The organism is Hymenobacter frigidus (assembly GCF_014640435.1).
GTDB classification, from domain to species: Bacteria; Bacteroidota; Bacteroidia; order Cytophagales; family Hymenobacteraceae; genus Hymenobacter; species Hymenobacter frigidus.
In genome coordinates, this window is the sequence record NZ_BMGY01000016.1 from 61,704 (window position 1) to 84,183 (window position 22,480).

Sequence of the window (22,480 nt, forward strand, 5' to 3'; positions counted from 1 at the left end):
GCGTGCACACGAGGCGCGGGGCTAGCTGTGCTACTTATGCTGGGGATTGGCGCGCAGCAGCCTGCTCATGCTCCGGCCCGAATCGGGCAAAGCCAGGTAGCCGCGCGGTTTTTGCGGGCGGTACTGCGGGCCGACTACCCAGCGGCCTACGCGCGCCTGGCTCCGGAAGTACGCCGGTCTGTGAGCCTGGACCGGTTCACGACAGCAGCCCAGCCGCTCTGGCAACGGGCCCATCGGCACCCCGAAATTCAGTTGTACAAGCTAGGCGTACGGCTCAATGGCAGCGCTTCGCGGCTGTTTTACTCATTCTCATTGGCCGCCGATTCCAGCTTAAAAACCCCATCAGTTTTACTGGAAGTTACCTTCCGCGACACGGCATCGCGCAGCGTGCTGGGGTTTGGCTTGCGACCCGCCGCCACGGCACGGCCAAGCCTGAAGAAGTAGCAACAAGGAACCCCTGACCTAAGCAAGGTGAAACCTGCTTAGGTCAGGGTAAATTCCGGGTTGGAGCTACAGAATTTTCTTGCCTGCCATGGCTTGCTGAATGGAGATGTTCATCACGCGCTCGGCGTAGGGGCGGGTCAGCTCATCCAGCTCATCCATAGCTTTCAGGATGGGGTCGCGCTCGGTGCCGGTGAGGGCGGTGCGAACCTTATCAACCTGAGCTTCGGTGTCGTGCAGCTCGGTTTCGGTGAGGTGCTGACGGTTTTTGCGGGTGAAGTTGTTCACTTGGTACAGCAACTGCTCGGCGGCGGTGCGGGCCTCGATGAGAAGACGGGCCGCTACGTCGTCTTTGGCGTTCAGGAGCGAATCCATTAGCATTTGCTCCACCTGGTCGTCGGTGAGGCCGTACTGGGGCTTGATTTCGACTTGCTGGCGGGTGTTTGAGCGCAGCTCGATAGCCTCGACTTGCAGGATACCATCGGCATTGAGGAGAAAGTTGACATCAACCTTCGGTAGGCCAGCGGGCATGGCCGGAATGCCGGTGAGGATGAATTCACCCAGCTTGCGGTTTTGGCTTACTAAATCGCGCTCGCCTTGGTAAACGGCGATTTTCAGGTTCACCTGCCCATCGACGCTGGTGGTGTATTGGCGGCCGGCTTTGGTGGGGATTTTAGAATTGCGCGGAATAATGGGGTCCAGCAGGCCGCCCAGCGTTTCGATGCCCAGCGTGAGCGGGGTTACATCGAGCAACAGCACGTCGCGGCGATTGCCGGCTAGAATATCGGCTTGGATGGCCGCGCCCAGCGCCACGACTTCGTCGGGGTTGAGTGAATTATTGGCCGGCTGGCCGAAGAACTCCGATACGGCATCGTAGACCAAGGGCACGCGGGTAGAGCCGCCCACCAGCAGCACGGCATCGAGCTTGGTCGTGAGCTTGGCATCGGCTACGGCCTGGCGGCAGGCCGTGATGGTACGTTCTACTAGCGGCCGGATGAGGTCGTTGAACTGCGCGCGGGTGAGCGTAACGGTGGTGTTCTGGCCCGTTTCGTCGGTGAGGTGGGTGGTAAAATCACCGTGCTGACTTAGGTATTTTTTGGCCATCTCGGCGGCCAGGCGCAACTGCTGCTGCAGGTGCGGATTGGTATGGAAAGCTGCGGACAGGCCGAAGGTGGTCGTCCAATGGTCGACCACGGCGCGGTCCAGGTCATCGCCGCCGAGGTAGGTATCGCCGTTGGTGCTCAGGACTTCAAAAATGCCCTGCTGGATGCGCAGGATGCTGATATCGAAGGTGCCGCCGCCTAGGTCGTACACGGCCACGGTCTTTTCCTCGTCCGGGTCGAGGCCGATGCCGTAGGCCAGCGCGGCCGCAGTGGGCTCGTTCACGATGCGCAGCACTTCGAGGCCCGCGAGGCGGCCCGCGTCGCGGGTGGCCTGGCGCTGCGAGTCGTTGAAATAGGCCGGCACGGTGATTACGGCGCGATTGACGGGCGTTTTGAGCGCATGCTCGGCGCGGGCGCGCAGTTCCTTCAGGATATCAGCCGATAGCTCGATGGGGGAGTAGAACCGGTCATCAACACGAATTTTGACCAGCCCTTCCGAATTATCATCGATGACTTTGTAGCCGAGCTGCGTGGCGTGGTTGCCAAGGTCACGGTAGCTTTTGCCCAGCAGGCGCTTCACCGAGTACACCGTACGCTGCGGGGCAGAGAGGAGAAACTCGCAGGCTTCGGTGCCAATAATCGGGTCGGAGCCGTCGGCGGGGAAGTGCACCACCGAGGGCACGATGCTGCCCCGACCCTGGTCGTTGATGGCCACTGGCTGGCGCGATTCGGGGTGCACGTAAGCCACGAGGCTGTTGGTGGTGCCCAGGTCGATGCCGACGATGATTTCTTCCTGCTGAAGGCTGCCGGTGGCAAGGTTGATAGCTACTGTAGCCATAAGTACACGGGGGCTGCCGGAAGTGGCCACCCTAAAAAGTAAGGATAAACGCGCCTAAAAGCGTAGTGCAAAAGTAACTGGTAACCCACTAGGCTCAGGTAAAGCACGAGGATGACTATTCAAGCTGAGGAGCGCGCCCAAATGTTTTAATATTATTCTGTCCGTTTTGCAAACCGCCAGCTTTGGTTTCCACGTAGGGAAAAGAGTTAGGACATCCGAGTTGATTTTAAAGCTGAACTGTCAGCGCTAAAATCAACTCGATGAGCTCATAAACTGCAAACAATCACCTTTTCACCAATTTTTTTCATTTATGAAAAACTTGCTTACTCGTCCTCTTTTCCACGTTGCGTTACTCGCGACCTCTGTAGGAGGAATACTGGCCTGGAGCGGTCAGCACAACACGCTCGAAGCATCGAGCCACCGCGAAGCCCCGCTCATCGCCGATGACCCGCTGGCGGATAATACCGACTTGTATGCTTTCCGCAGCCCGGCTTCGCCGGCCAACGATGGCAACGCCAGTGTCACAATTATCGCCAACTACGTTCCGTTTGAGTTGCCCCAGGGCGGCCCCAACTACAATACGTTCGGCGAAAATGTGCGCTACGAAATCCACGTGAAGAACAACTCGGCCACGGCCGGTGATGACATCACGTACCGTTTCACGTTCACCCGCATCAATCAGGACGCCACTACTTTCTTCAACATTCGGTTGGGTCAGCAGAACCTGAAAGCGACTTATACCTGCGAGAAAAGCGTTGGCGGTGGTGCTTACACCTCCATCGTTACCAACGGCATTGTGCCGCCTCCCAATGTCGGCCCGCGCTCCATTACGTCAGCAGCTGGTTTGGGTACTACCTACGATGCCTTGTTGACTGGTGCAATCCAGACTTTGGGCGATGGCACCAGAGTTTTCTGTGGCCAGACCGATGACCCGTTCTTCGCTGACTTGGGTGGTATTTTCGACCTGGGCGGCATTCGTGCCCCCGGCGCTGCCCGCGATGGCCTGGCTCGTAAGAACACGCACGCCATTGTGCTGCAAGTGCCCGTTGCGCTGCTCGCCAAAACCGGTACGCCGGCCTTGACGGCTACCACCAACATTCTGGATAGCAACTTTATCATCGGTGTATGGGCTTCGGCCAGCCGTCCTTCTACCCGCGTGCTTTCGGCCACGGGTGGGCCTTCCACTGTTTCGGGCAACTTTGTGCAGGTTTCGCGCATAGGCATGCCGCTCTTCAACGAGGTTATCAACCCAATTGGGGCCAAAGACGCCTGGAACGCCGTAACGCCTTATGCTGAGGCTGCGGATACCGATAACTACCTGTCGAACCCCGAGCTGGGCTTGTACCAGGCTGATAACGTGCCCGTAGCACCGGCTGCTCCCAAGCCCGCTGGTCAGACGTACTTTGGCGAAGCGGTACCCGGCCTCGGTCCGTTGCGTATTCAGACCAAGTCGTTGGCTGGGCAGCCCTTGTTGGGTGGTGCCAGCTTCGCCGGCTTTGACTTCCGTAACGGTGCCGCCGGCCTGAGCGGCTTGGCTGGTAGTCCTTTGCTGAATGGTACGGCCTTGGCGGCCAACGCCTTTGGCCCTTACCTGCTCCGCCCTGGCAAGCCCCGTTCGGTCGATATCCTGCCGATTTTCCACACCGGTGTGCCGAATGCGATTCCGTACCAGCTGGCTACCGGCAAAGCGGGCAACCCGCTGGCCGCTGGCAAGCCGTTCATCAACAACTTCCTGTTGGTGGGTGGTGCCGCGTCTAACCCCGGTGGCGACATGCTGCGCCTAAACATGGCCGTGCCCCCCACGGCTCGTAACTCGCCCGATTTCAACTCGGAAGGCCTGTTGTACGCTGCTGTGCTTGGTTTGACCGACTCGCGTTTCAACGCGAACAATTCGCTCCAACTTATCCCCAACATGGATGGCTTCCCCAACGGTCGCCGCCTGGAGGATGACGTGACGCGTATCGAATTGCAAGCCGTAGGTGGCGTGGTTCTGGCCGCTATCGGCCTGTGGTACGATGACTTTACGCCCTCTTCGACCAGCCCGGTAACGGCGCAACTGGGCCGCGTACTTGGCTTCAATGCCGGCATCACCGCCAACGACACGACGTTCAAAGCAGCTTTCCCTTACACCCAGGGCCCTTGGAGCGGCACTACTGCCCAGCGCGTGGCTTTGTCCCAGCGTTCGGGTGGGTTGGGTTTATCGCCTAACCTGACTGTGGCTCAGGCTTTCCCGAATCCCTTCGTGGACCGCACGACGCTGCGCTTTGAGTTGCCCGCCAAAGGCACCATGAGCATCGTTATCAGCGACGTGACGGGCCGTCGGGTAGCTACCATTGCTAAGGATAAAACCTTTGCTGCCGGTGCCAACGAACTGACCTGGCAGCCCGGCCGTGAGGTGGTTCCCGGCCAGTACATTGCTACGCTCTACAACGGCAAGACCGTGGTGCAATCGGTGCGCATCGAGCGCCAGTAATTAGCTTCGGCTACTGAATAAAAAGAGCCGTCGTTTGGTCCTGTCAGGACTGGCGGCGGCTCTTTTTTGTAGATTTTTGCCAGATATTCGTTCTAACTTTTCTAACCTACTCTGTCTTGAAAAAGTATCTTTACCCCAGCTTACTAGTGGTGTTCGGCCTGATGGCTGCCGCCATCTTTATCTTTAAAAAGCCGGCCGTTCGCACCCCTGAATTTATAGAGCGTCAAGGGAGCTTATCGGCGGGCAAGGAATGGATTAACACCAAAGCGGCTATTGAGGGCCTGCTGGCCAAGCTGCGCACCAATCCCGATGACCAAAAAAGCCGCCTGCTGTTGGCCCAGGCCTATATGCAGGAAGGCCGCGTAACTGGCAATCATCCTTACTATGATGGGGCCGCAATGGAGCTTTTGGAGCAAGTGCTAAAATCCGAGCCCGAGAATTTTGAAGCCTTGTGCTGTAAGGCTTCGCTGTGCCTCACCCAGCACCATTTTGCCCAAGGCCTCGGCTTAGCCGAGCAAGCCCGGCAGCTGAACCCCAACAGCGGCTTCGTATATGGCCTGCTGACTGATGCCAACGTGGAAATGGGCCACTACGAGGAGGCCATTAAAATGGCCGATAAGATGAATGCGGTGCGTCCCGACCTAGCCGCCTACGCCCGGGTAAGCTACCTGCGCGAAATTCACGGCGATATGCCCGGTGCCATCCAGGCGATGGACATGGCCGTTAAAGCGGGGTATATTGGGTTGGAGCAAACGGAGTGGACCCGCGTGGCCCTGGGCCATTTGTACGAAGTAAGCGGTGACACTGCCCGCGCCCACGGCAACTACCTCATGGCGCTGGTGGTGCGCCCTGGCTACGCGTATGCCCTGGCCGGCCTGGGCCGGATTGCCGCCGCTGGCAAGGACTATCCCAAAGCCATCAAGCTATACCAGCAGGCACGTATTACGGTGAAAGACTATGCTTTTGCCGACGAGCTGACCGATTTATATCGCCTCAGCGGACAGCCCGCGGAGGCCGATAAGATGGCGAAAGAGTCCATCGATATGCTGGCCGATGCGGCTAAAGAAGCCGATAGTAACGAGCAGATGGGCCATTATGCTGACCGTGAGCTGGCCTATGCCTACCTCAAGACCAATGAGCTGGACAAAGCCCTGGAGCACGCCAAAATTGAGTACGAGCGCCGTCCCGATAACATTGATGTGAACGAAACCATGGCCTGGGTGCTCTACAAGCGTGGGCAGTATCCTGAAGCGCAGAAGTATATGCAGGTGGCACGCCGCACCGGCTCGAAGAACCCGGTGCTGTTGGGCCGCGCTGGCCTGATTCTGACTAAAATAGGCAAAACGGCCGAGGGCCAGGCGCTAATCGAAAATTCCCTGAAAATGGCACCTTACCTGAATGCCGAGGTGGAAGCGGAAGGCAAGAAGTTGTTGGCTGCCCGCTAAGATGAAGAATACTGGACCGTTGCGGGGGCTGAGTTTTCCGCGCCGTGCCTTAGTGGCCCTGCCGCTGCTGGTAGTGCTGGCACTGCCAGCCACCGCGCACGTCCTCAATACAGACCTGAGCAAACTCTCCCGTACCGAGATTTTCTGGACTTACCTGCAGTTGGGATTTACCCACATAATTCCGCTGGGGTTCGACCATATTCTGTTCATCATTAGCCTCTACATTCTGGAACCCCGCCTGAAGCCGGTGCTGCTTCAGGCCACGGCTTTCACCGTAGCGCACTCCATCACGCTGGGGCTGGCCATGTACGGGTTTATTCAGCCGCCGTCGTCCATTATTGAGCCCATCATTGCGCTGTCCATTCTATTCGTGGCCATCGAAAACATTATTACCGACCGGCTGAACCCGTGGCGGGTGGCCATTGTGTTCGGCTTCGGGCTGGTGCACGGCATGGGCTTCGCCAGTGCGCTCACGGGGTTGGGGCTGCCGCAAAAGGACTATTTCGGCTCGCTTATTTCCTTCAATGTGGGCGTGGAGCTGGGGCAGGTAACGGTGATTTTGCTGTGCTGGGCGCTGGTGGGCCGCTGGGCTGCCAACAAAAGCTGGTATAAGCAACGCGTGGTAGTTCCAGTATCCGTCGTTATCGGGCTGGTCGCCGCTTATTGGACGGTAGAACGGGTGTTTTTTGCTTGAGTTAAACAGTCGCGCATAAGTAGCCGTAGTCCACTAAAAAGAACGTCATTCCGAGCTTGCCGAGGAATCTCGCCGGAGTCATCCGCGCCGCCTGCTGGCGCGGGCGAGATTCCTCGGCAAGCTCGGAATTACGTTCTTTTTTATTCGGTTACTTGTGCGTGGGTACTTGACACTGAAATATTTAGTTGCTGATTATTAAAATACGCTAATCCATTCGCCTTTCATCCAACCGGCAGTTTGCGCCGTAGATAGCGCAGTTCTTGCCTGGCCCGCACCCATGGTTTTTCGCCCGTACCTCACGCTGCTGTTGCTGCTCAACTACCTGCTGGTGGTGGGGGCAGGCCTCGTGGAGCGCCCGGCGCAAACCATTGACCGGCCTTTTGCCTACCAGCACAGCCACGATTGCCAGCTGCAAAATACCCTGCGGCTGGGCTGCTTCGATGACTGCAACGGCACGCAGTACACGGTGAGGAAAAACGGCGAGCGGCTGCCGCTGCAGCAGTTGCTAACGTCGTTTAAAAGTTTGGATGTCCACTGCCTGTCCGAGACGCGGGTAGTGTTTGCCCGGTCCGTATGGGCACGGGCTGAAGTGCGGATGCTGCGGTCCGCGGTGGCGGTGCCCAGTGGCTATCGGGGCCAGATTGAGTTGCCGCCCCGTCGGGGATAAGTCGTGTGCAGCCTGTGTGCAGGCTGCTTGGTGCCGGAGACATCGTACGTCTGGGCCGTTTCGTCTTATTCAAAAATCCGACGCCGCTTGCCGGGCCAGTGTGCCTGAGCACGTCCAACTCTTTAAAACCATGAATTTCTGGGCCAACTCTCTTCAACCCGTAGCGGGCGCTACGGGTGTTATTTCCCGTGTGCAGCTCCCCGCCGTGGGCCACGTTGCCATTTCCGTGTTTGAGGCTGGCGGTAGCCGCTCACTCCCAGCCAGTGCTGCCGCGGGTGGGCACGACCAGCAACGCAACGGCATGGCACGGCACCAGGCCCAGCACCGGGCGCAGTGCCGCGCCAACTGCATGAGCAAGGCTAATTTTTAGTCCGCCAGCGCCGATTTAATCTTCTCTTTCAACCCGGATTTGCTAATTGGAAGTCTTGCTGAGGCAGGGCTTCCAATCGCTCCGCATTATCTCCAGAGATGAAACAAATAGTTACTGCTACGTGGGCTTGGTGGGGCTTTCTCGTCGGGCTATGTTTACTGGCACACGGGAGCCGCGCCCAAGGTCTTGCCACCCTGCGTGGCACCGTGGCCGACTCGCTTTCGGGCCAGCCCTTGGTAGGCGTGAGCGTGGGCCTGCAAGGACAGCCCGGTGGCACCGCCACCGATGCGCTGGGCAACTTCCGGCTCATTGGCCTTGCGCCCGGCACTTACCTGGTGCGCGTGGGCGCGCTGGGCTACCGTAGTGTGGCGCAAGCCGTGACGGTGGGCGCCAGCGAAACCCGCACGGTACCCTTTGCCATCGCGGCCTCGGCCCTGAACCTGTCGGAAGTGACCGTGAGCCAGCCGCGCGACCCCAACCAAAGCCTGGCCGCGATTAGTCAAATCGACAAGGTGCTGCGGCCCGTGAACTCGGCGCAGGACCTGCTGCGGCTGGTGCCGGGCCTGTTCATTGCCCAGCACGCGGGCGGCGGCAAGGCCGAACAGATTTTTCTGCGCGGCTTTGATGTGGACCACGGTACCGATTTCGCGGTGAGCGTAGACGGGCTGCCGGTGAATATGGTGAGCCACGCCCACGGCCAGGGCTATGCCGATTTCCACTTTGTGATACCCGAAACGGTGGAGCAGCTCAAAGTGTACAAAGGGCCCTACACGGCGCGGTTTGGCAACTTTGCCACGGCCGGTGCGGGCGAGTTCAGTACTAAAACTCGTCTCGATGCCAGTCAGGTGAAGCTGGAGGTGGGCCGTTTTGATACGCGCCGGGCGCTGGTAATGCTGGACCTGCTGGGCAACGGCAACCACCACCTGTTATCCAAAAAGCCCGAAAGTGCCTACGTGGCGGCCGAGTACAATTTCACCAATGCCTACTTCGAGCAAAAGCAGCACTTCAAGCGCTTCAACGGCCTGGCCAAGTACACCGGCCAGCTTTCCGACCGCACGTCGCTGACCTTGCTGGGCTCGCACTTCACGTCGAGCTGGGATGCCAGCGGCCAGATTCCCGAGAGCGCCGTGCGCGACGGCGTCATCACCCGCTACGGCAGCATCGACCCCAGCGAGGGTGGCAATACCGACCGCACCAACGCCTCGGTGGTGCTCACCACCGGCCTGCCCAGCGATGCCGTCATTCGGCAGCAGCTGTACTATTCGCGCTATAATTTCAACCTGTTTTCCAACTTCACTTTCTTCCTGAATGACGAAGTAAACGGCGACGAAATCAACCAGACCGACGCCCGTAACCTTTACGGCTACACCGGCACCTACGACCGCGACGACCGGCTGGGTGCCCGAAACCTGCACACCACTTTCGGCCTGGGCACCCGCATCGACGACACCGACCTGACCCTGCGCCGCGCCGTGCGTCGCACCATCACCGACACCATCACGGCCGGCCGCGTGCAGGAGCGCAACTTCAACGCCTACCTCGACGAGACCCTGGCTCTGACCGACCGCCTCACACTAAACGCCGCCGTGCGGGCCGATGTATTCGTGTTTGATTTTCGAGGAAACTACACCGATGAAGAAGGCTCCCGGCAACCCTTGAACGGCCGTAAAACCCGCGCTCGTGTCTCGCCCAAGCTGAATCTGTACTACCAAGTGTCGCCGGCTGTGCAGCTGTTTGCCCGCTCGGGCTTCGGCTTCCACTCCAATGACGCTCGGGGCGTGGTGCGCGGCACCGTGAACGGCAACGCCCTGCCCCGCGCCATCGGCTACGAGGCGGGCAGCACCTTCAAGCCCCTGCCGGGTATGGTGGTGAATGCCGCCCTGTGGGCCCTGCATTTGGAAGACGAACTGGTGTACGTGGGCGACGTGGCCATTGTGGAAAGCGCCGGCCGCACCCGCCGCTACGGCGCCGACTTGTCGGTGCGCTACCAGCTCACCCGTTTCCTTTTTGCTGATGTGGACCTGAACTACAACCACGGCCGCCTGGTGGGCGTGGCCGAGGGCGAGAACTTCATCCCGCTCGCGCCGCGCTTCACCAGCGTGGGCGGCCTCACCCTCAAAAACCCGCAGGGCTTCAGTGCCAGCCTGCGCTACCGCCATCTCGACAGCCGCGCGGCCAACGAGGACAACTCCATTCGTGCCCGCGGCTACTTCCTGCTCGACGGCGTGCTGAGCTACACCCGCCCACGCTACCAAATCGGCGCCACCGCCGAAAACCTGCTCAACGTGGATTGGAACGAAGCCCAATTCGCCAACCCCAGCCGCCTGCGTGGCCAAACCGAACCGGTACAAGAGCAGCTGCACTTCACGCCCGGCACGCCGTTCTTCTTCAAGCTGAATGCCAGCGTGTTTTTTTAGGCACCTGTAGTGATGTTGTGCCGAAATAAAAAAAGCCTCCCCAAAATATTGGAGAGGCTTTTCGCAAATCAGGAATCAGCGCACTGATGCTTAACGTAGCGCCAGCTTCCGGCTGATTTTGAACTCCGGCACGGTGAGCTGGTAGATGCCGGTGGGCAGTGCCCGCTTCACGCCCAGGCGCAGCTCGTTCGAGCCGGCGTAAAGGCGTACGGTTTCTTCGTGCACCAGCCGGCCGGTAAGGTCGTGCAGGCGCACGGTAGCAGTTTGCGGGCTGGAGGTCTGTAGCACCAGGTCGATGCGGTCAGCGGTGGTGGGGTTAGGATACACCGACACTTCGGCGGTGGGCATATCCTGGGTGTTGGCCAGCACGGCGGCGTCGCGGCGGCCGGTCATAGCCCCCGTTACCACCGTGGGGGCGGTGTAGGTCGCTTTCACAAAGACCCGCTGGGTGGGGTTGGTCGTGGTGGCGTTTTTGGCTTTGAGGGTGTACCAGCCCTCGGCGGTGGGAGTGTAGGTGCCCCCAAGGTTGCCGGTGCCGGTGCTGCTGCTCACCACGGTGCCGGCGCTGTTGAGCACGGCCACGGTGAGGCTGCGGGTGGCGTCGGTGGGAATCAGTGTGTAGCTGAGGGCCTTGTTGGCACTCATGTAGATGCGCCCGGCCGTGCGGTAGGCCGTGGAAGCGCCCGGCAGTGCGCCGCCCTGCTGCAGGCTGCGCGGGTCGGAGTCGCCGAGGTCATTGGCCAACTCCCACTCCTGGGTGGTGGCGCGGCCGGTTTTGGTGTAGTTGGTGACGGCGTTGGTAGGAGCCCATACGGAGTAGCCGCGCCGGCCGCCGGCGGCCGTGCCGTTGCAGGGCGGTGTGTTGATGGCCACGGTCTGTGAGCCGCTCACGGTCACGGTGCTGGTGCCATTCGCGCCGGAATAATCTTTGAGCACGGTGCCGGGCGCAAAATCGCAGGTTACGGTGCTGTTCTGCCAGGCGCTGAAGTTGTCGTTGACGCCGATGATGGCCTTGGTGCTGCGCTCAATCACGAGGTGGTCGGCGGCTTGCCAGCGCACCTTGTAGGCCCCGTCCTTAAAGCGCAGGTTCTGGTGGCACCAAATCAGGTTTTCGATGTCGGAGCGCACGGGCAGGTCGGTGGCGCTTTTGGGCGAGTGCGAGTAGCGCTTGCCGGTGCTGCCGATGTTGAACAGGTCCTCAAAAAAGAGTTGGGGCGAGCCGTCCACGGCCATCAGCACGGCGTAGGCGGGCGAGAGGCGCGGGTCGAACGGGTCGATGTGCGGGGCCAGCTCCGAGCCGGTGTTCCAGCCAGTGTAGTTGCCGTTGGCATCCACCGTGGGGCGGAAGGTGTCGTGGTTGTTCACGAAAGGCACCGTGCGGTGCACGTAGGTGCTGCCCGTGAGCACCACGCGCCGGCCCTGCTGGTAGCCGGGCAGCGTACCCAGGTCGAAATTACCGCCCCCGCTCACCATGGAATAAATGCCGTCGCGCATGCTAAAATCGAAGGTGCCGGCGCGGTCTTGCACGTCGGTGCACCACTGGTCTAGTTGAGCCGAGCCGCCCACCCATTCGCCCACGGCATACATGGTGGCCCCGCCGTTGGCCCAGCCGGCGTTGCTCTGCAGGTTATAGAGGAAATCTTCCATGGCGAAGGCCGGAAAGTGCTTCACCGCGTCGAGCCGCACGCCGTCGAAGCCCGCCTGCTTTTTGTACCAAATCAGCCACTCGCGTTCCTTGTTGCGCATGTAGTCGGCGCCCTGCACGGGGTTGAAGGTGGCGTTGGAGCTTTGGCCGTAGGAGCCGTTGTAGTAGCTGATGTCGGGCCCGAACAGGACGGCGTTCTGGTCGCCGCTGGTGGTGTTGTTGCCGGGGTTGGGGTTGAAGTTTTGCCAGTTTTTGGAGAAGCGCCCGCTGCGGGCCAGGTAGTTGGCGGCCGTTTCATCGGCAGCCGGCGTGCCGTAGCTCACGTAGCGGAAGTTCTTGTACTTGCTGGTCGTGAAGTCCTCGTACGCCGCCGGGTCTTGCCCGCCCGCGCCGTTGGCCGAGCCCGCGCCATCGTTGTGGTTCAGCACGATGTCCTGCACCACGTCGATGCCGTTGGCGTGCAGAATGGCCACGCCGCGCAGCAGCTCGTCCTTGTTGCCCACGCGAGTGGCCAGAAAGCCCTTCTGGTACTTATCGCCAAGGTCGTAGTTGTCGAAGGGCGAGTAGCCGTTGCCCTGATTGGAATTTTTTATGGTAGGCGGCATCCATACGGCATCAATTCCCATGGCTTTCAGGCGCGGGGCGAGGTCGGCAATGTAGTTTGCCCAGCCGTTGGGATAGTTCGCATTACTGTAGTCCCACCAGAAGCCTTGCAACACTACTTGCTGGGCTTTAATCTGTTGGTTTCCTGCGAATAACAGGGCCAAAATCAGTAGCGCTGCGTACCGGAATCGTTTGCGGTAATTAAAATACGGGGAAAAGTGCATCATGAGGTGGGAATTGGGTTTTATGGTGAAAAAAAGAAGCGCGTGGTTGCGATGAGAAGTAGCGGCGAAATAGTGCTTTTGCTCCTAATATGCATGTCAAGGTAATTAAAAACCGTATATCGAACTAAATATGTCATAATTTTATGTCTGTCACAGATTGCACTTTTTAGCTAATTAAATTCGTCCTCTACTTGAGATTGTATAAGATTTTCGATTTTTCATCGCCAGCCTGACACTGGGGTCCTCTGCTCATCGTCGTTCAGACTGACTTCCACTGCTCCAGGCATTGATAAAACCTTTGCTGCGCGGGCACCCAGCCGTGGTCATGCCACTTGCAGCCGTACTTTCAGGTATATGTTTGGGATAAAAAGGATAGGGGCAGCGACCAATTTGCTGATTATTAAAAGCCTGTTGCTGCAATGCGGTGTGGGCCTGCTACTCGTCACGGGTTGTCAGCTGCGGGCCGATGAGCGGCCCAATGGCGGTCTGCCGCTGACCCAGAGCATTGCCGCCAAACCAGCTGTGGTGGCGGCTGCTATTCCCGATTCATTGGCCCTCACGCCACTCCCGGTCTTGCCCGGTGTGCCCGACACCTTGCGCCGGGCCATTCGGCAGCTGCATACCGCCCTGGGCCCGGCCGCCGCCGCCCTGCGCCCCGAGGTGCTGGAACAGGCCTGCGTGGGCTACCTCACCCTGCATCCCACGGGCCGCATCGAGCGCGCCGGCTTGTTGGCTGTGGCCGACATGGACCTGCCCAGCACCACCCCGCGCCTCTGGGTGCTGGACTTGCGCAAAGGCCAGGTGTTGCACCGCAGCCTGGTGGCGCACGGCGAAGGCTCCGGCAAACTGCGGGCCACGCGGTTTTCTAACCTCGAAGAGTCGGCTTGCACCTCGCTGGGCTTCTACCGCACCGCCGGCACCTACGACGGCATTCATGGCTACTCGCGCCGTATCGAAGGGCTCGATAAGGGCCAAAATGCCAACGCTTTCGACCGGTATGTGGTGCTGCACGCCGCTGACTATGCCAGTCCGAAATACATTCGGCAACACGGGCGTCTGGGCTACAGCCGCGGCTGCCCGGCCCTGCCGCCCGAGCAGTACAAGGAGATTATTGCCAGTGTGCGAGTGGGCAGTATGCTGCTGCTGAGTGGGCCGGGGCTGGCCTCGCGCTGGCTGGATGGCGCGGCGGCTGGCCGCCGCTTTTCGCGGCACGGCTGGAAGTGAAGGCGCTGGTGGAACCGGCCCTTCGGAATCTTTTGACTCAGGCACCCGTTTAATCGACAGCCTGCGAGCGAAAAGTCTCGTATGTGAAGATGTGAACCCGCCTGCTGCTTTGGCAACGGCTGGTTCTTTTTATTCTCAGTCAACCGGAAAAATGATGCATCAAACCAGCGTAGTTCAGCGGAAACGAGTTTCGCAGCGGCGGGCCCAGCGGGTTGCGCGGCGCGTGTTGCCTTTTCTGGCATCGTTGTTTTTGGCCACTCCCATGGCTGGTACGGTTACCAAATCCATGGCGGGCAGCACGGGCAATGAGCTGCGCAAGCCCAAAGTGGCCGCTACTCCTCAAAATATATTCGACCAAGAGCTGCACGCTACCTACAAGGCCCTTGGGGCTGAGCAGGAGGGCCTACGCTTCGAAACCTTTGCCAAAGCCATGACCGGCTACCTAAACCTTCGTCAGGAAGGCAAGTTGGCCGCGGGGAAGCAGCTGTTGACAGTTATTGATTTTGACCTGCCTTCAACGGAAAAGCGCCTGTGGGTGCTCGACTTAGCCAAGAACGAAATCCTGTTCCATACGTTGGTGGCCCACGGCCATAACTCCGGCGAAAACGAAGCCAACAACTTCTCGAACACCGACCAAAGCAACATGAGCAGCCTTGGCTTCTACGCCACGGGCGGCGAGTACGAGGGCAAGCACGGCCGCTCACTCAAGTTGGAAGGCCTGGATGAAGGCTTTAACACCAACGCTGAATCCCGCTCGGTGGTGATGCACGGGGCCGATTACGTCAGCGAAGCCTTCATCAAGCAGAACGGCCGCCTGGGCCGCAGCCTCGGCTGCCCCGCCCTGCCAATGGAGTTGAAAGACCAGATTATTGAAACCGTGACCGGCGGTACTTGCCTATTCCTGAATAAGTCAAATGCTGGCTATTCCTCGCGGTTCCTGAACCAGGATGCGGCTATTGCCGCGTTGGTGCCCCAGGCTGTCAACGGCGTTTCGTAGCGCTTGATTATTTACACAAAAAAGCCCTTCGCAGCTAGCGAAGGGCTTTTTTGTGTTTACGAACGATGTCATTCCCGGGCGAGAACACATTGCGAAATGGTGCCATCGGCTGAGAAGAAACGTAGAAAATAGATGCCCGGGGTAAGGTGGCTGCCATTGATTATCCCGGCTGATTGAATGCCGCCTTGGCCAACCAAGCGGCCCGTATTATCAAAAAGCTTATAGTTGCCTTCACCGCGCAACTTCCAATTGTTCGTGGTTGGATTGGGAAAAACGGGCACCTTATCGATAAGGCGCGAAGCCGCCACTGCAAGCACCACTGCAGACTGACCATAGAAGCTTACGATGCTGCTATTGGCCGCGCTCTTGCCGGTAATGTTGAACCACCAGTAGCTCCACCGGCCAGCAATATTTTTGCGAATTGCAACGTAGCCAGATTGGCCGTTTCGGAAGAAGCCACGTCCTCCGACTCCGCCATTTCCGGTGACTGTGTAAGCCAAATATCCGGTGCCGCCCCAGCGTAACCCGCGCCGAATGAGGTCGCCGCTCGTAAAACGATGCGCGCTGTCGTACTCAACCGAGTCTAGGGCAACTTCGGCTCCTCCCGGTGGAGTTCTGACGGAAAAAGTCTCGAACGAAGGTTGGCCCTGACCACCCGACGGCAGGCTTGAGTGCCGGAAGGTGACATCGGCAACGTTGTCGCCGTCGATGTCTACCCGCAGCGAGTCGGTGGCGGCATTCGGTTGCCAGTTCAAGCTGGTGATGGGCGCGCCAACAGGGTGCACGGTTTGGCACTGGGCCCGGGGCACGCTCACAACAGCGAGCGCCGCAGCGACACGACCAACGTAGCGTAATTTCATGCAGGTACCTGGAAAGAGTTGCAGAGAGGAGTGAATTTACTAAAAATTTACAGCTGTACCCCAAATTTGGCTCCTACATCTTCCAGGTCCTTCACCACCGCGTCCAGCAGCGGAATGCCGTTTAGCAGCCGGTGGGCGGCCGTTTCGCGCTCCGGGTCACCGGGAATCAAGACGTGCTTGCCCTCCACGGCCTGCGCGTTGCGGAAAGTCGTAATCCAGTTGTCCATGTGCGCTTTGAACTCGTCGGCGGGTCGGAAAGCATCGACGCGCATGGCTCCGAAGAAGTGGCCCAGGCCCTGGCCCACCGGATTGGCAGCAGGTTGCAGAAAAGCCACGAACGGCGGCACCCACGGCCCATAATTCGCGCCCGACAGAACAGCCGAGAAAATATCCACAATGCTACCTAGGGCGTAGCCTTTGTGCGAGCCGGTGGCTCCGCCGAGGGGCAGGAGCGCGCCGCCATTTTTCACGGCGTTGGCATCGGTGCTGGGTTGGCCATCGGCGGTTTGGGCCCAGCCTTCGGGCAGGGGCAGGCCTTTGCGCTGGGCAATTTCGAGCTTGCCGTTGGCGGCGGTGGTGGTAGCCATGTCGGCCACGAAATCGGGCTGTTCACCGGCGGGCACGGCCACGGCAATGGGGTTGGTGCCGAGCAGGCGGTCGAGCGAGAACGTGGGCGCTACCAGCGGCGAAGCGTTGGTCATGGCAATGCCAATCATGTCGTGCGCCAGGGGCAGCATGGCGTGGTAGCCGGCAATGCCGAAGTGGTTGGAATTCTTCACCGAAACCCAGCCACTACCTACTTGCTGCGCCTTCTCAATGGCAATACGCATGGCTCGGGGTCCCACCACGAGGCCGAGGCCGCCATCGCCGTCCACCACGGCGGTACTGGGCGTTTCGTAGGTCACGCCCACTCTGGGGCTGGCGTTGATGCGGCCGGCTTCCCACAGGCGCACGTAGCCCACGAGGCGGGCCACGCCGTGCGAGTCCACGCCGCGCAAATCGGCGGAAAGCAGCGTTTCGGTGGCCAGCGTCGCATCCGCTTCGGGGCAGCCCATGCCGCGAAAAACCGCCTCGGTAAAGCTGAACAGCTGGGTGTAGGGGAAGGTCATGATGAAGAATTAAGCGACTAGCATTTCGGCCAGCAGGCCTTCCTTGAGGGCGTAGGCTGAAGCTCGCAAGTGCGTGATGCCCGAAATGCCCAGCACGTAATCAATCAGCACCGTGGCAACTACCAGCATGTCGGCCCGCATGGGCATGATGCCGGGCAGTGCCTTCCGCTGCTCGTGGTTGCCGCTGAGTAAGCTGCGGTAGCTGGCCTGGAAGCTGGCGAGGGCCAGTTCCGTGTAGGGCGGCAGCTCGGCTTCGGAACGCAGCAGGCCCAGCTGCATGTCGGCCAGGCTGTCGAAGCTGCCGGATGCGCCAATCAGGCCCATTGGGCGGTGGTGCTGGAGGGCGGCGGCCAGCGGGGCCAGGGCGGTGTTCAGGTACTGCTGCTCGGCGGCTACGGCGGCGGCGGGCATGATGCCCTCGGGCTCGGGAAAAAACTTGTCGAGTAGCCGTTGCGCGCCGATTTCAAAGCTCTGCTTCCAGAAAATTTCGGTGGCATTGGCGATGATAAACTCTACGGAACCGCCGCCGATGTCCATTATCAGCTGCGGTTTTGGGCCTAGCGGTACGGCCTGGCGCACGCCGGCACAGATTAATTCAGCTTCGCGGTCGCCGGCAATTACTTCGACCTGAATACCGGTTTGCTCGAAAATGTCGCGCACCAAATCGGGACCGTTGCGGGTCACGCGCATGGCGCTGGTGGCCGTGGCACGGGTTTCCGTTACCTGGTGCAGCTCAAGTTCCTCTTTGAAACCGGCCAGCGTGTGCAGGGCGCGGGCGTAGGCCTCGGGCGCGATTTCGCCTTTGCTGATGCCGCCTTCGCCCAAGCGCACGCCGGCTTTGGTGCGCAGCAGCACCAAGGGCTTTTCGCCGGGCGCGGTGGGCATTTCCACGATGAGCAGGTGGAAAGTGTTCGTGCCCAGGTCGATGAGCGCGAGGCGGCGGGGATGAGTGTGCGGCGTGTGCATGGGTGATTTATTGCAAAATAGCTGTCATCCTTCGCAAGCTCAGGATGACAAACGAGTATAATCAAACCGCGAACCGGCAGAACGTGCCCAACGGCAGCTTGCGCTGGCCGGCATCGTGCAAATAAATCTCGCCCAGCTCGCGCACCGCTTTTTCACCGGGGAAAATGGCCGTGGTTAAGTTATCAAGAATCAGCGCCGAGAAGCCGAGCGAGTACAGGTTTACCACAAAGAAATGGTCTTCGGGGTCGAGCAGCTGCTGGCTGAGCTTGAGCATTTCATTGAGCTCATCTTCCAGCTGCCATTTCTCGCCGTTGGGGCCGCGGCCGTAGGCGGGCGGGTCGAGGATGAGGCCCTGGTACTTACTGCCGCGCTTCACTTCGCGGCGCACGTACTTCATGGCGTCTTCCACGAGCCAGCGCACGCCGTCGAGCTGGCTGGCCTCCATGTTGTCGCGGGCCCAGAAGTTCACCTGCTTCACCGAGTCAAGGTGCGTAACATCGGCCCCGGCGGCGCGGGCGGCTAGGGTAGCAGCCCCGGTGTAGGCAAACAGGTTGAGCACGCGCGGCAGCTTGGCGCGGCGCTGGCGCGTCTGGTTGTAGATGAACTGCCAGTTGGGGTCCTGCTCCGGAAACAGCCCCACGTGCTTGAACGACGACAGCCCCAGCCGAAACTTCAGCTTCAGGCCGTCGGGGCGTTGGTAATCGATGAGCCACTGTTCGGGCATATCGGGCTTGAGGCGCCACTGGCCTTTTTCGGTGCTGCCGGGGGCGCGGGCGAAGGCGGCATCGGCCTTTTCCCATTCTTTGAGGGGCAGGTGCGGGTCCCAGATGGCCTGCGGCTCGGGCCGGGCTAGCAGGTATTTGCCAAAACGCTCCAGCTTCTGGAAGTTGCCGCAATCAATCAGCTCGTAATCGGGCCAGGGGGAGGTAGTGAGGAAGTCGTACATAAGCAGAGCGCAAAGGTAGGGGCCGCGCCCGGTAGGGCGGGCCGTTTGGGGCGCCATGCCCGGGCCGGGCCATCGGATGATTGGCCCACTTGGTGGGGCCACATACGCGGTTCATCGAAGCGGCCGTATAAGCCCATTTCCCATTATCTAGCTTTACTTGATGCTAATAGCTTTTCACTGGAAAACCTGCTTCCTGGCAATTCTGCTCCTGCTCAATGCCTGCTCATCGCCGGGTCAGCAAGTAGAGACGCTGCCGCCCGCGCAGGATTCCACCTTCGGACTGCTCACGCCGCGCCGTGACATATCGGAAGCGCCCCGCCGCGGCCGCATACTCGACCGCAACGACTCGGTGCTGGTGGTCACCCGGCCCGCGTACCTGCTCGCGCTGCCGCTCCGCCCGCCGCTCGATTCCCTCAAGCTCAGCCGCCTGCTGGGCTGGCGCGACAGCACACTGTGGCACCGCATTGAGGCGGCGCTGCCCTACAAGGGAGCCCGCCCCCGAGGCGGCGTGAAGCTGCTACTGACCAATGCCGAAGCCAAAAAAATTCAGGCGCATCAGGCAGAGTGGCCCATGCTGAAGCTGGAACAGCGTACCATGCGGGCCTATACCACCAGCGCCGGCGCGCCCGTGCTGGGCTATGCTTACAGCCAGGCCCAGCCGTTCCTGAATTTGATTCAGCGCTACCGGCGCGGCCGGTTCTACCGCGTGCGCAACGGCGGCGTCGAAACCTATTACAACGGCTTGCTCAAGGGCCACCGCGGCTATTTGCATCCGCTCCTCGACACGCTGGGCCAGCCGCACGGCACCTGGGCCGCCGACACTGCTTTTCAGCAGGGCCAGGACCTTCATTTAAGCATTGATGTCAAATTGCAAGCCTACGCCGAAAGCCTGCTGGCCGGCCGTAAAGGCTACCTGGTGGCCCTCGACCCACGCACCGGCGAGGTGCTGTGCGCCGTGTCGGCTCCCACTTTCGCGCCCGGCAATCTTACCGCTCCCGACCGCGCCGGCACGCGCCGTAAGCTGCTGGAGAACGAGGATATGCCCCTTCTCAACCGCTCCGCTACCCAAGCCAATCCGCCCGGCTCGGTGTTTAAGCTGGTGAATGCGGCCGTGGCCTTGCAGCTCGGTGCCATCCGGCCCACCACCGGGTTTCGGTGCGACCAGTCGCTCATCAACTGCGTGCACCACCACCCGCAGGCCCGCAACGTCAGCATCGCCCTGCAATACAGTTGCAATCCCTACTTCTACCAGGTGATGCGCAAGCTCATCGAGCACGTGCCCGACAGCTTGGTGGCCGACACCACGGCTGCCCGCCACGCCAACCTCGCCGCCTGGCAGCGCTACGCCAAATCGTTCGGGCTCGACACGCTGCTCGGCGTCGATTTGCCCCGTGAACAGGCCGGTTTTCTGCCCACCCCAGCCTTCTACGACAAGGCCCGCCGAACCCGAAACTGGAAGTACCGTTCCATCTACTCGCTCAGCGTGGGGCAGGGCGAAATCAATCTTACCGGGCTGCAAATGGCCAATATGATGGCCATCATCGCCAACCGGGGCTGGTACTACACGCCGCATTTTGTGCGCAGCGTGGGCACCGGCGGCCCTCTGCCGCGCTTTCTTGAGAAGCACCACACTCTTATCGATAGCGTGAACCTGGAAGCCCTCATCCCCGGTATGATAGCCGTGATGCAGCGCGGCGGTACCGCCGCCACCTCCAGCCTGGCCGACGTAGGCATCACGGTAGCCGGCAAAACCGGTACCGTTCAAAACGATGAGGGTGATGACCACGCCACCTTCGTCGGCTTCGCGCCCGCCGATAACCCCAAAATCGCCGTCGCCGTGTACCTCGAAAACGCTGGTTTCGGCGCTACGGCCGCAGCCCCTTGCGCCGCCTTGGTCATCGAGAAATACCTGCGGGGCAGCATTGCCCCGAAACGCAAGCGCGGGGAGCAGCGCATGAAGTACCGTGGTTACCAGTACGAGCGAGAGCACCGCTAGCTTCGGGTGGCCGCCGGGCCGTATTTTGCATCACGGTCTTTCGGAGTGGCGTTACTTTTGCGAGCTAAATACCCGTCCATGCAATTCCATAAATACCAGGGCACCGGCAACGACTTCGTCATGATTGACGACCGCGCCCGTGCTTTCGATGAAACCGACCAGGTCCTGATTGCGCGCCTGTGCCACCGCCGCTTTGGCATTGGGGCCGATGGCCTGATTCTGTTGCGCAACAAGCCGGATTTTGATTTCGAGATGGTGTATTTCAACGCCGATGGCCGCCCCAGCTCCATGTGCGGCAACGGTGGGCGCTGCACCGTGGCCTTCGCCAAGTTCCTGGGGCTAATCAGTGGCCAAACCCATTTCCTGGCCGTCGATGGCCCCCACGATGCTCGTGTGGAACCCGACGGCACCGTGCGCCTGCGCATGATTGACGTAGTTGCGCCGCAGCGCGCCGGGGTAGGGGAGAACGATGTATTTCTGCACACGGGCTCGCCGCACCACATTCATTTTATCAACCCTACTGAGGGCCACAGTCTGCTTGAGTTCGACGTGTGCGGTGTTGGCCATGGCATCCGACACCACCAAGCCTACAGCCCGGCCGGTACCAACGTCAATTTCGTTGAGGTGCCTGCCGACCCTGCCCAAGCCTGGCCCGTGCGCACCTACGAGCGCGGTGTCGAGGACGAAACCCTGAGTTGCGGCACCGGGGTAACGGCCGTGGCTTTGGCGGCTTCCCAGCGCGGTGCCACCTCACCAGTGCGCCTGCAAACACCGGGCGGCCAGCTGGAAGTATCGTTTGAGCAGCTAACGGCCGGCGGCTTCACCAACGTGTGGCTGAGTGGCCCTGCCACGCGGGTGTTCGAAGGCACTATCTAATGCCCATGATTACGCTGCGCGCCCTCGAACCCGACGACCTGGAGTTCCTTTACGCTCTTGAGAATGACCGGGACGTGTGGGGCGTGTCCGATACCCTGGCTCCGGTATCGCGGCACGCCTTGCGCGAATACTTGCTCCACGCCACCGAGGATTTTCACGTAGTCCGCCAGTTGCGCCTCGTGATTACTGCTGAAATTGGCAGTCCGGCCGTGGGCGTAATCGACTTGTTCGACTACGACCCGCTGCACCAGCGGGCTGGCGTAGGCATCACCATTTTGGCCAATGAGCGGCGGCACGGCTACGCCCGGCAAGCCCTGGACTTGCTGCAAAAGTATGCCCGTGAGGTACTGCGTCTGCATCAATTATACGCCACCGTAGGGGGCGATAATAAAGGCAGTATGAAGCTGTTTCGGGCGGCGGGATTCCGGCGTGTAGGCACCCGGCAGGCCTGGTTACGCACGGCTGCCGGCTGGCAGGATGCCGTGGAATGGCAGTGCCTGCTTAGGTTCCCTGCCACTACTTCAAAATAAGCGTAATTGTATATCGCATTGATAAAGTGAGGATTCAGTGGGGCTTTGGTAAAATA

At 60.3% G+C, this 22,480-nt stretch carries 18 protein-coding genes; 12 read left to right on the plus strand and 6 right to left on the minus strand.

Annotation, left to right across the window (positions count from 1 at the left end):
• Positions 1-36: 36 nt before the first annotated feature.
• On the plus strand, positions 37-444 hold the full coding sequence (locus tag IEW17_RS10435; protein ID WP_188561982.1) for a hypothetical protein: 408 nt from the start codon (positions 37-39) through the stop codon (positions 442-444).
• A gap of 66 nt (positions 445-510) precedes the next feature.
• Here IEW17_RS10435 and hscA read toward each other — a convergent pair whose 3' ends face one another.
• Positions 511-2,382 (minus strand): Fe-S protein assembly chaperone HscA, encoded by a 1,872-nt coding sequence (hscA, locus tag IEW17_RS10440; protein WP_188561983.1) that lies wholly within the window; start codon positions 2,380-2,382, stop codon positions 511-513.
• Positions 2,383-2,692: 310 nt separating this feature from the next.
• On the opposite strand from hscA, the gene IEW17_RS10445 reads away from it, so the two are divergent.
• The 6 genes from IEW17_RS10445 (at position 2,693) to IEW17_RS10470 (ending at position 10,448) form a co-directional block, all read left to right on the plus strand.
• The gene (locus IEW17_RS10445) at positions 2,693-4,855 is read left to right on the plus strand and encodes a DUF4331 domain-containing protein (protein ID WP_188561984.1); all 2,163 of its coding nucleotides are present in this window, start codon (positions 2,693-2,695) and stop codon (positions 4,853-4,855) included.
• Between the two features lie 116 nt (positions 4,856-4,971).
• A complete protein-coding gene (locus IEW17_RS10450) occupies positions 4,972-6,300 on the plus strand; it encodes a tetratricopeptide repeat protein (protein WP_188561985.1) in 1,329 nt (442 codons plus the stop codon).
• A 1-nt stretch (position 6,301) separates the two neighbouring features.
• Positions 6,302-6,994, plus strand: a complete 693-nt coding sequence (locus IEW17_RS10455) for a HupE/UreJ family protein (protein WP_188561986.1) — start codon at positions 6,302-6,304, stop codon at positions 6,992-6,994.
• A 277-nt stretch (positions 6,995-7,271) separates the two neighbouring features.
• Complete coding sequence (locus tag IEW17_RS10460; RefSeq protein WP_188561987.1) at positions 7,272-7,661, plus strand: hypothetical protein; 390 nt, start codon at positions 7,272-7,274, stop codon at positions 7,659-7,661.
• Between the two features lie 130 nt (positions 7,662-7,791).
• Positions 7,792-8,031, plus strand: a complete 240-nt coding sequence (locus tag IEW17_RS10465) for a hypothetical protein (RefSeq protein WP_188561988.1) — start codon at positions 7,792-7,794, stop codon at positions 8,029-8,031.
• Positions 8,032-8,129: 98 nt separating this feature from the next.
• On the plus strand, positions 8,130-10,448 hold the full coding sequence (locus IEW17_RS10470) for a TonB-dependent receptor (protein ID WP_188561989.1): 2,319 nt from the start codon (positions 8,130-8,132) through the stop codon (positions 10,446-10,448).
• A 90-nt stretch (positions 10,449-10,538) separates the two neighbouring features.
• Here the strand turns inward: IEW17_RS10470 and IEW17_RS10475 are convergent, their stop codons facing one another.
• On the minus strand, positions 10,539-12,923 hold the full coding sequence (locus tag IEW17_RS10475; RefSeq protein WP_188561990.1) for a T9SS type A sorting domain-containing protein: 2,385 nt from the start codon (positions 12,921-12,923) through the stop codon (positions 10,539-10,541).
• A 387-nt stretch (positions 12,924-13,310) separates the two neighbouring features.
• Here IEW17_RS10475 and IEW17_RS10480 point away from each other — a divergent pair, with 387 nt between their 5' ends.
• Positions 13,311-14,144, plus strand: coding sequence for a murein L,D-transpeptidase catalytic domain family protein (locus IEW17_RS10480; RefSeq protein ID WP_188561991.1), 834 nt, complete (start codon positions 13,311-13,313; stop codon positions 14,142-14,144).
• A 262-nt stretch (positions 14,145-14,406) separates the two neighbouring features.
• Positions 14,407-15,141, plus strand: coding sequence for a murein L,D-transpeptidase catalytic domain family protein (locus IEW17_RS10485; protein WP_229748941.1), 735 nt, complete (start codon positions 14,407-14,409; stop codon positions 15,139-15,141).
• Positions 15,142-15,209: 68 nt separating this feature from the next.
• On the opposite strand, the gene IEW17_RS10490 is transcribed toward IEW17_RS10485, so the two are convergent.
• The 4 genes from IEW17_RS10490 to IEW17_RS10505 all read right to left on the minus strand — a co-directional run bounded on the left by IEW17_RS10490 (position 15,210) and on the right by IEW17_RS10505 (position 19,022).
• On the minus strand, positions 15,210-16,001 hold the full coding sequence (locus tag IEW17_RS10490) for a T9SS type A sorting domain-containing protein (RefSeq protein WP_188561992.1): 792 nt from the start codon (positions 15,999-16,001) through the stop codon (positions 15,210-15,212).
• 47 nt (positions 16,002-16,048) lie between these two features.
• The gene (locus IEW17_RS10495) at positions 16,049-17,110 is read right to left on the minus strand and encodes an Ldh family oxidoreductase (protein WP_188561993.1); all 1,062 of its coding nucleotides are present in this window, start codon (positions 17,108-17,110) and stop codon (positions 16,049-16,051) included.
• A 9-nt stretch (positions 17,111-17,119) separates the two neighbouring features.
• Positions 17,120-18,076, minus strand: a complete 957-nt coding sequence (locus IEW17_RS10500; protein ID WP_188561994.1) for a Ppx/GppA phosphatase family protein — start codon at positions 18,074-18,076, stop codon at positions 17,120-17,122.
• A gap of 61 nt (positions 18,077-18,137) precedes the next feature.
• The gene (locus IEW17_RS10505; RefSeq protein ID WP_188561995.1) at positions 18,138-19,022 is read right to left on the minus strand and encodes a class I SAM-dependent methyltransferase; all 885 of its coding nucleotides are present in this window, start codon (positions 19,020-19,022) and stop codon (positions 18,138-18,140) included.
• A gap of 160 nt (positions 19,023-19,182) precedes the next feature.
• Here IEW17_RS10505 and IEW17_RS10510 point away from each other — a divergent pair, with 160 nt between their 5' ends.
• The 3 genes from IEW17_RS10510 to IEW17_RS10520 all read left to right on the plus strand — a co-directional run bounded on the left by IEW17_RS10510 (position 19,183) and on the right by IEW17_RS10520 (position 22,424).
• On the plus strand, positions 19,183-21,018 hold the full coding sequence (locus IEW17_RS10510; RefSeq protein WP_188561996.1) for a peptidoglycan D,D-transpeptidase FtsI family protein: 1,836 nt from the start codon (positions 19,183-19,185) through the stop codon (positions 21,016-21,018).
• Between the two features lie 78 nt (positions 21,019-21,096).
• A complete protein-coding gene (gene dapF, locus IEW17_RS10515; RefSeq protein ID WP_188561997.1) occupies positions 21,097-21,894 on the plus strand; it encodes a diaminopimelate epimerase in 798 nt (265 codons plus the stop codon).
• 5 nt (positions 21,895-21,899) lie between these two features.
• On the plus strand, positions 21,900-22,424 hold the full coding sequence (locus tag IEW17_RS10520) for a GNAT family N-acetyltransferase (RefSeq protein WP_229748942.1): 525 nt from the start codon (positions 21,900-21,902) through the stop codon (positions 22,422-22,424).
• The last annotated feature ends 56 nt before the right edge of the window (positions 22,425-22,480 follow it).

What these genes read in the sequence shown, in the direction of transcription:
- IEW17_RS10435 (WP_188561982.1), top strand. Translation starts at nt 37, where the DNA reads ATGCTGGGGATTGGCGCGCAGCAGCCTGCTCATGCTCCGGCCCGAATC.
- hscA (WP_188561983.1), bottom strand. Translation starts at nt 2,382, where the DNA reads ATGGCTACAGTAGCTATCAACCTTGCCACCGGCAGCCTTCAGCAGGAA.
- IEW17_RS10445 (WP_188561984.1), top strand. Translation starts at nt 2,693, where the DNA reads ATGAAAAACTTGCTTACTCGTCCTCTTTTCCACGTTGCGTTACTCGCG.
- IEW17_RS10455 (WP_188561986.1), top strand. Translation starts at nt 6,302, where the DNA reads ATGAAGAATACTGGACCGTTGCGGGGGCTGAGTTTTCCGCGCCGTGCC.
- IEW17_RS10460 (WP_188561987.1), top strand. Translation starts at nt 7,272, where the DNA reads ATGGTTTTTCGCCCGTACCTCACGCTGCTGTTGCTGCTCAACTACCTG.
- IEW17_RS10465 (WP_188561988.1), top strand. Translation starts at nt 7,792, where the DNA reads ATGAATTTCTGGGCCAACTCTCTTCAACCCGTAGCGGGCGCTACGGGT.
- IEW17_RS10470 (WP_188561989.1), top strand. Translation starts at nt 8,130, where the DNA reads ATGAAACAAATAGTTACTGCTACGTGGGCTTGGTGGGGCTTTCTCGTC.
- IEW17_RS10475 (WP_188561990.1), bottom strand. Translation starts at nt 12,923, where the DNA reads ATGATGCACTTTTCCCCGTATTTTAATTACCGCAAACGATTCCGGTAC.
- IEW17_RS10485 (WP_229748941.1), top strand. Translation starts at nt 14,407, where the DNA reads ATGGCTGGTACGGTTACCAAATCCATGGCGGGCAGCACGGGCAATGAG.
- IEW17_RS10490 (WP_188561992.1), bottom strand. Translation starts at nt 16,001, where the DNA reads ATGAAATTACGCTACGTTGGTCGTGTCGCTGCGGCGCTCGCTGTTGTG.
- IEW17_RS10495 (WP_188561993.1), bottom strand. Translation starts at nt 17,110, where the DNA reads ATGACCTTCCCCTACACCCAGCTGTTCAGCTTTACCGAGGCGGTTTTT.
- IEW17_RS10500 (WP_188561994.1), bottom strand. Translation starts at nt 18,076, where the DNA reads ATGCACACGCCGCACACTCATCCCCGCCGCCTCGCGCTCATCGACCTG.
- IEW17_RS10505 (WP_188561995.1), bottom strand. Translation starts at nt 19,022, where the DNA reads ATGTACGACTTCCTCACTACCTCCCCCTGGCCCGATTACGAGCTGATT.
- IEW17_RS10510 (WP_188561996.1), top strand. Translation starts at nt 19,183, where the DNA reads ATGCTAATAGCTTTTCACTGGAAAACCTGCTTCCTGGCAATTCTGCTC.
- dapF (WP_188561997.1), top strand. Translation starts at nt 21,097, where the DNA reads ATGCAATTCCATAAATACCAGGGCACCGGCAACGACTTCGTCATGATT.
- IEW17_RS10520 (WP_229748942.1), top strand. Translation starts at nt 21,900, where the DNA reads ATGATTACGCTGCGCGCCCTCGAACCCGACGACCTGGAGTTCCTTTAC.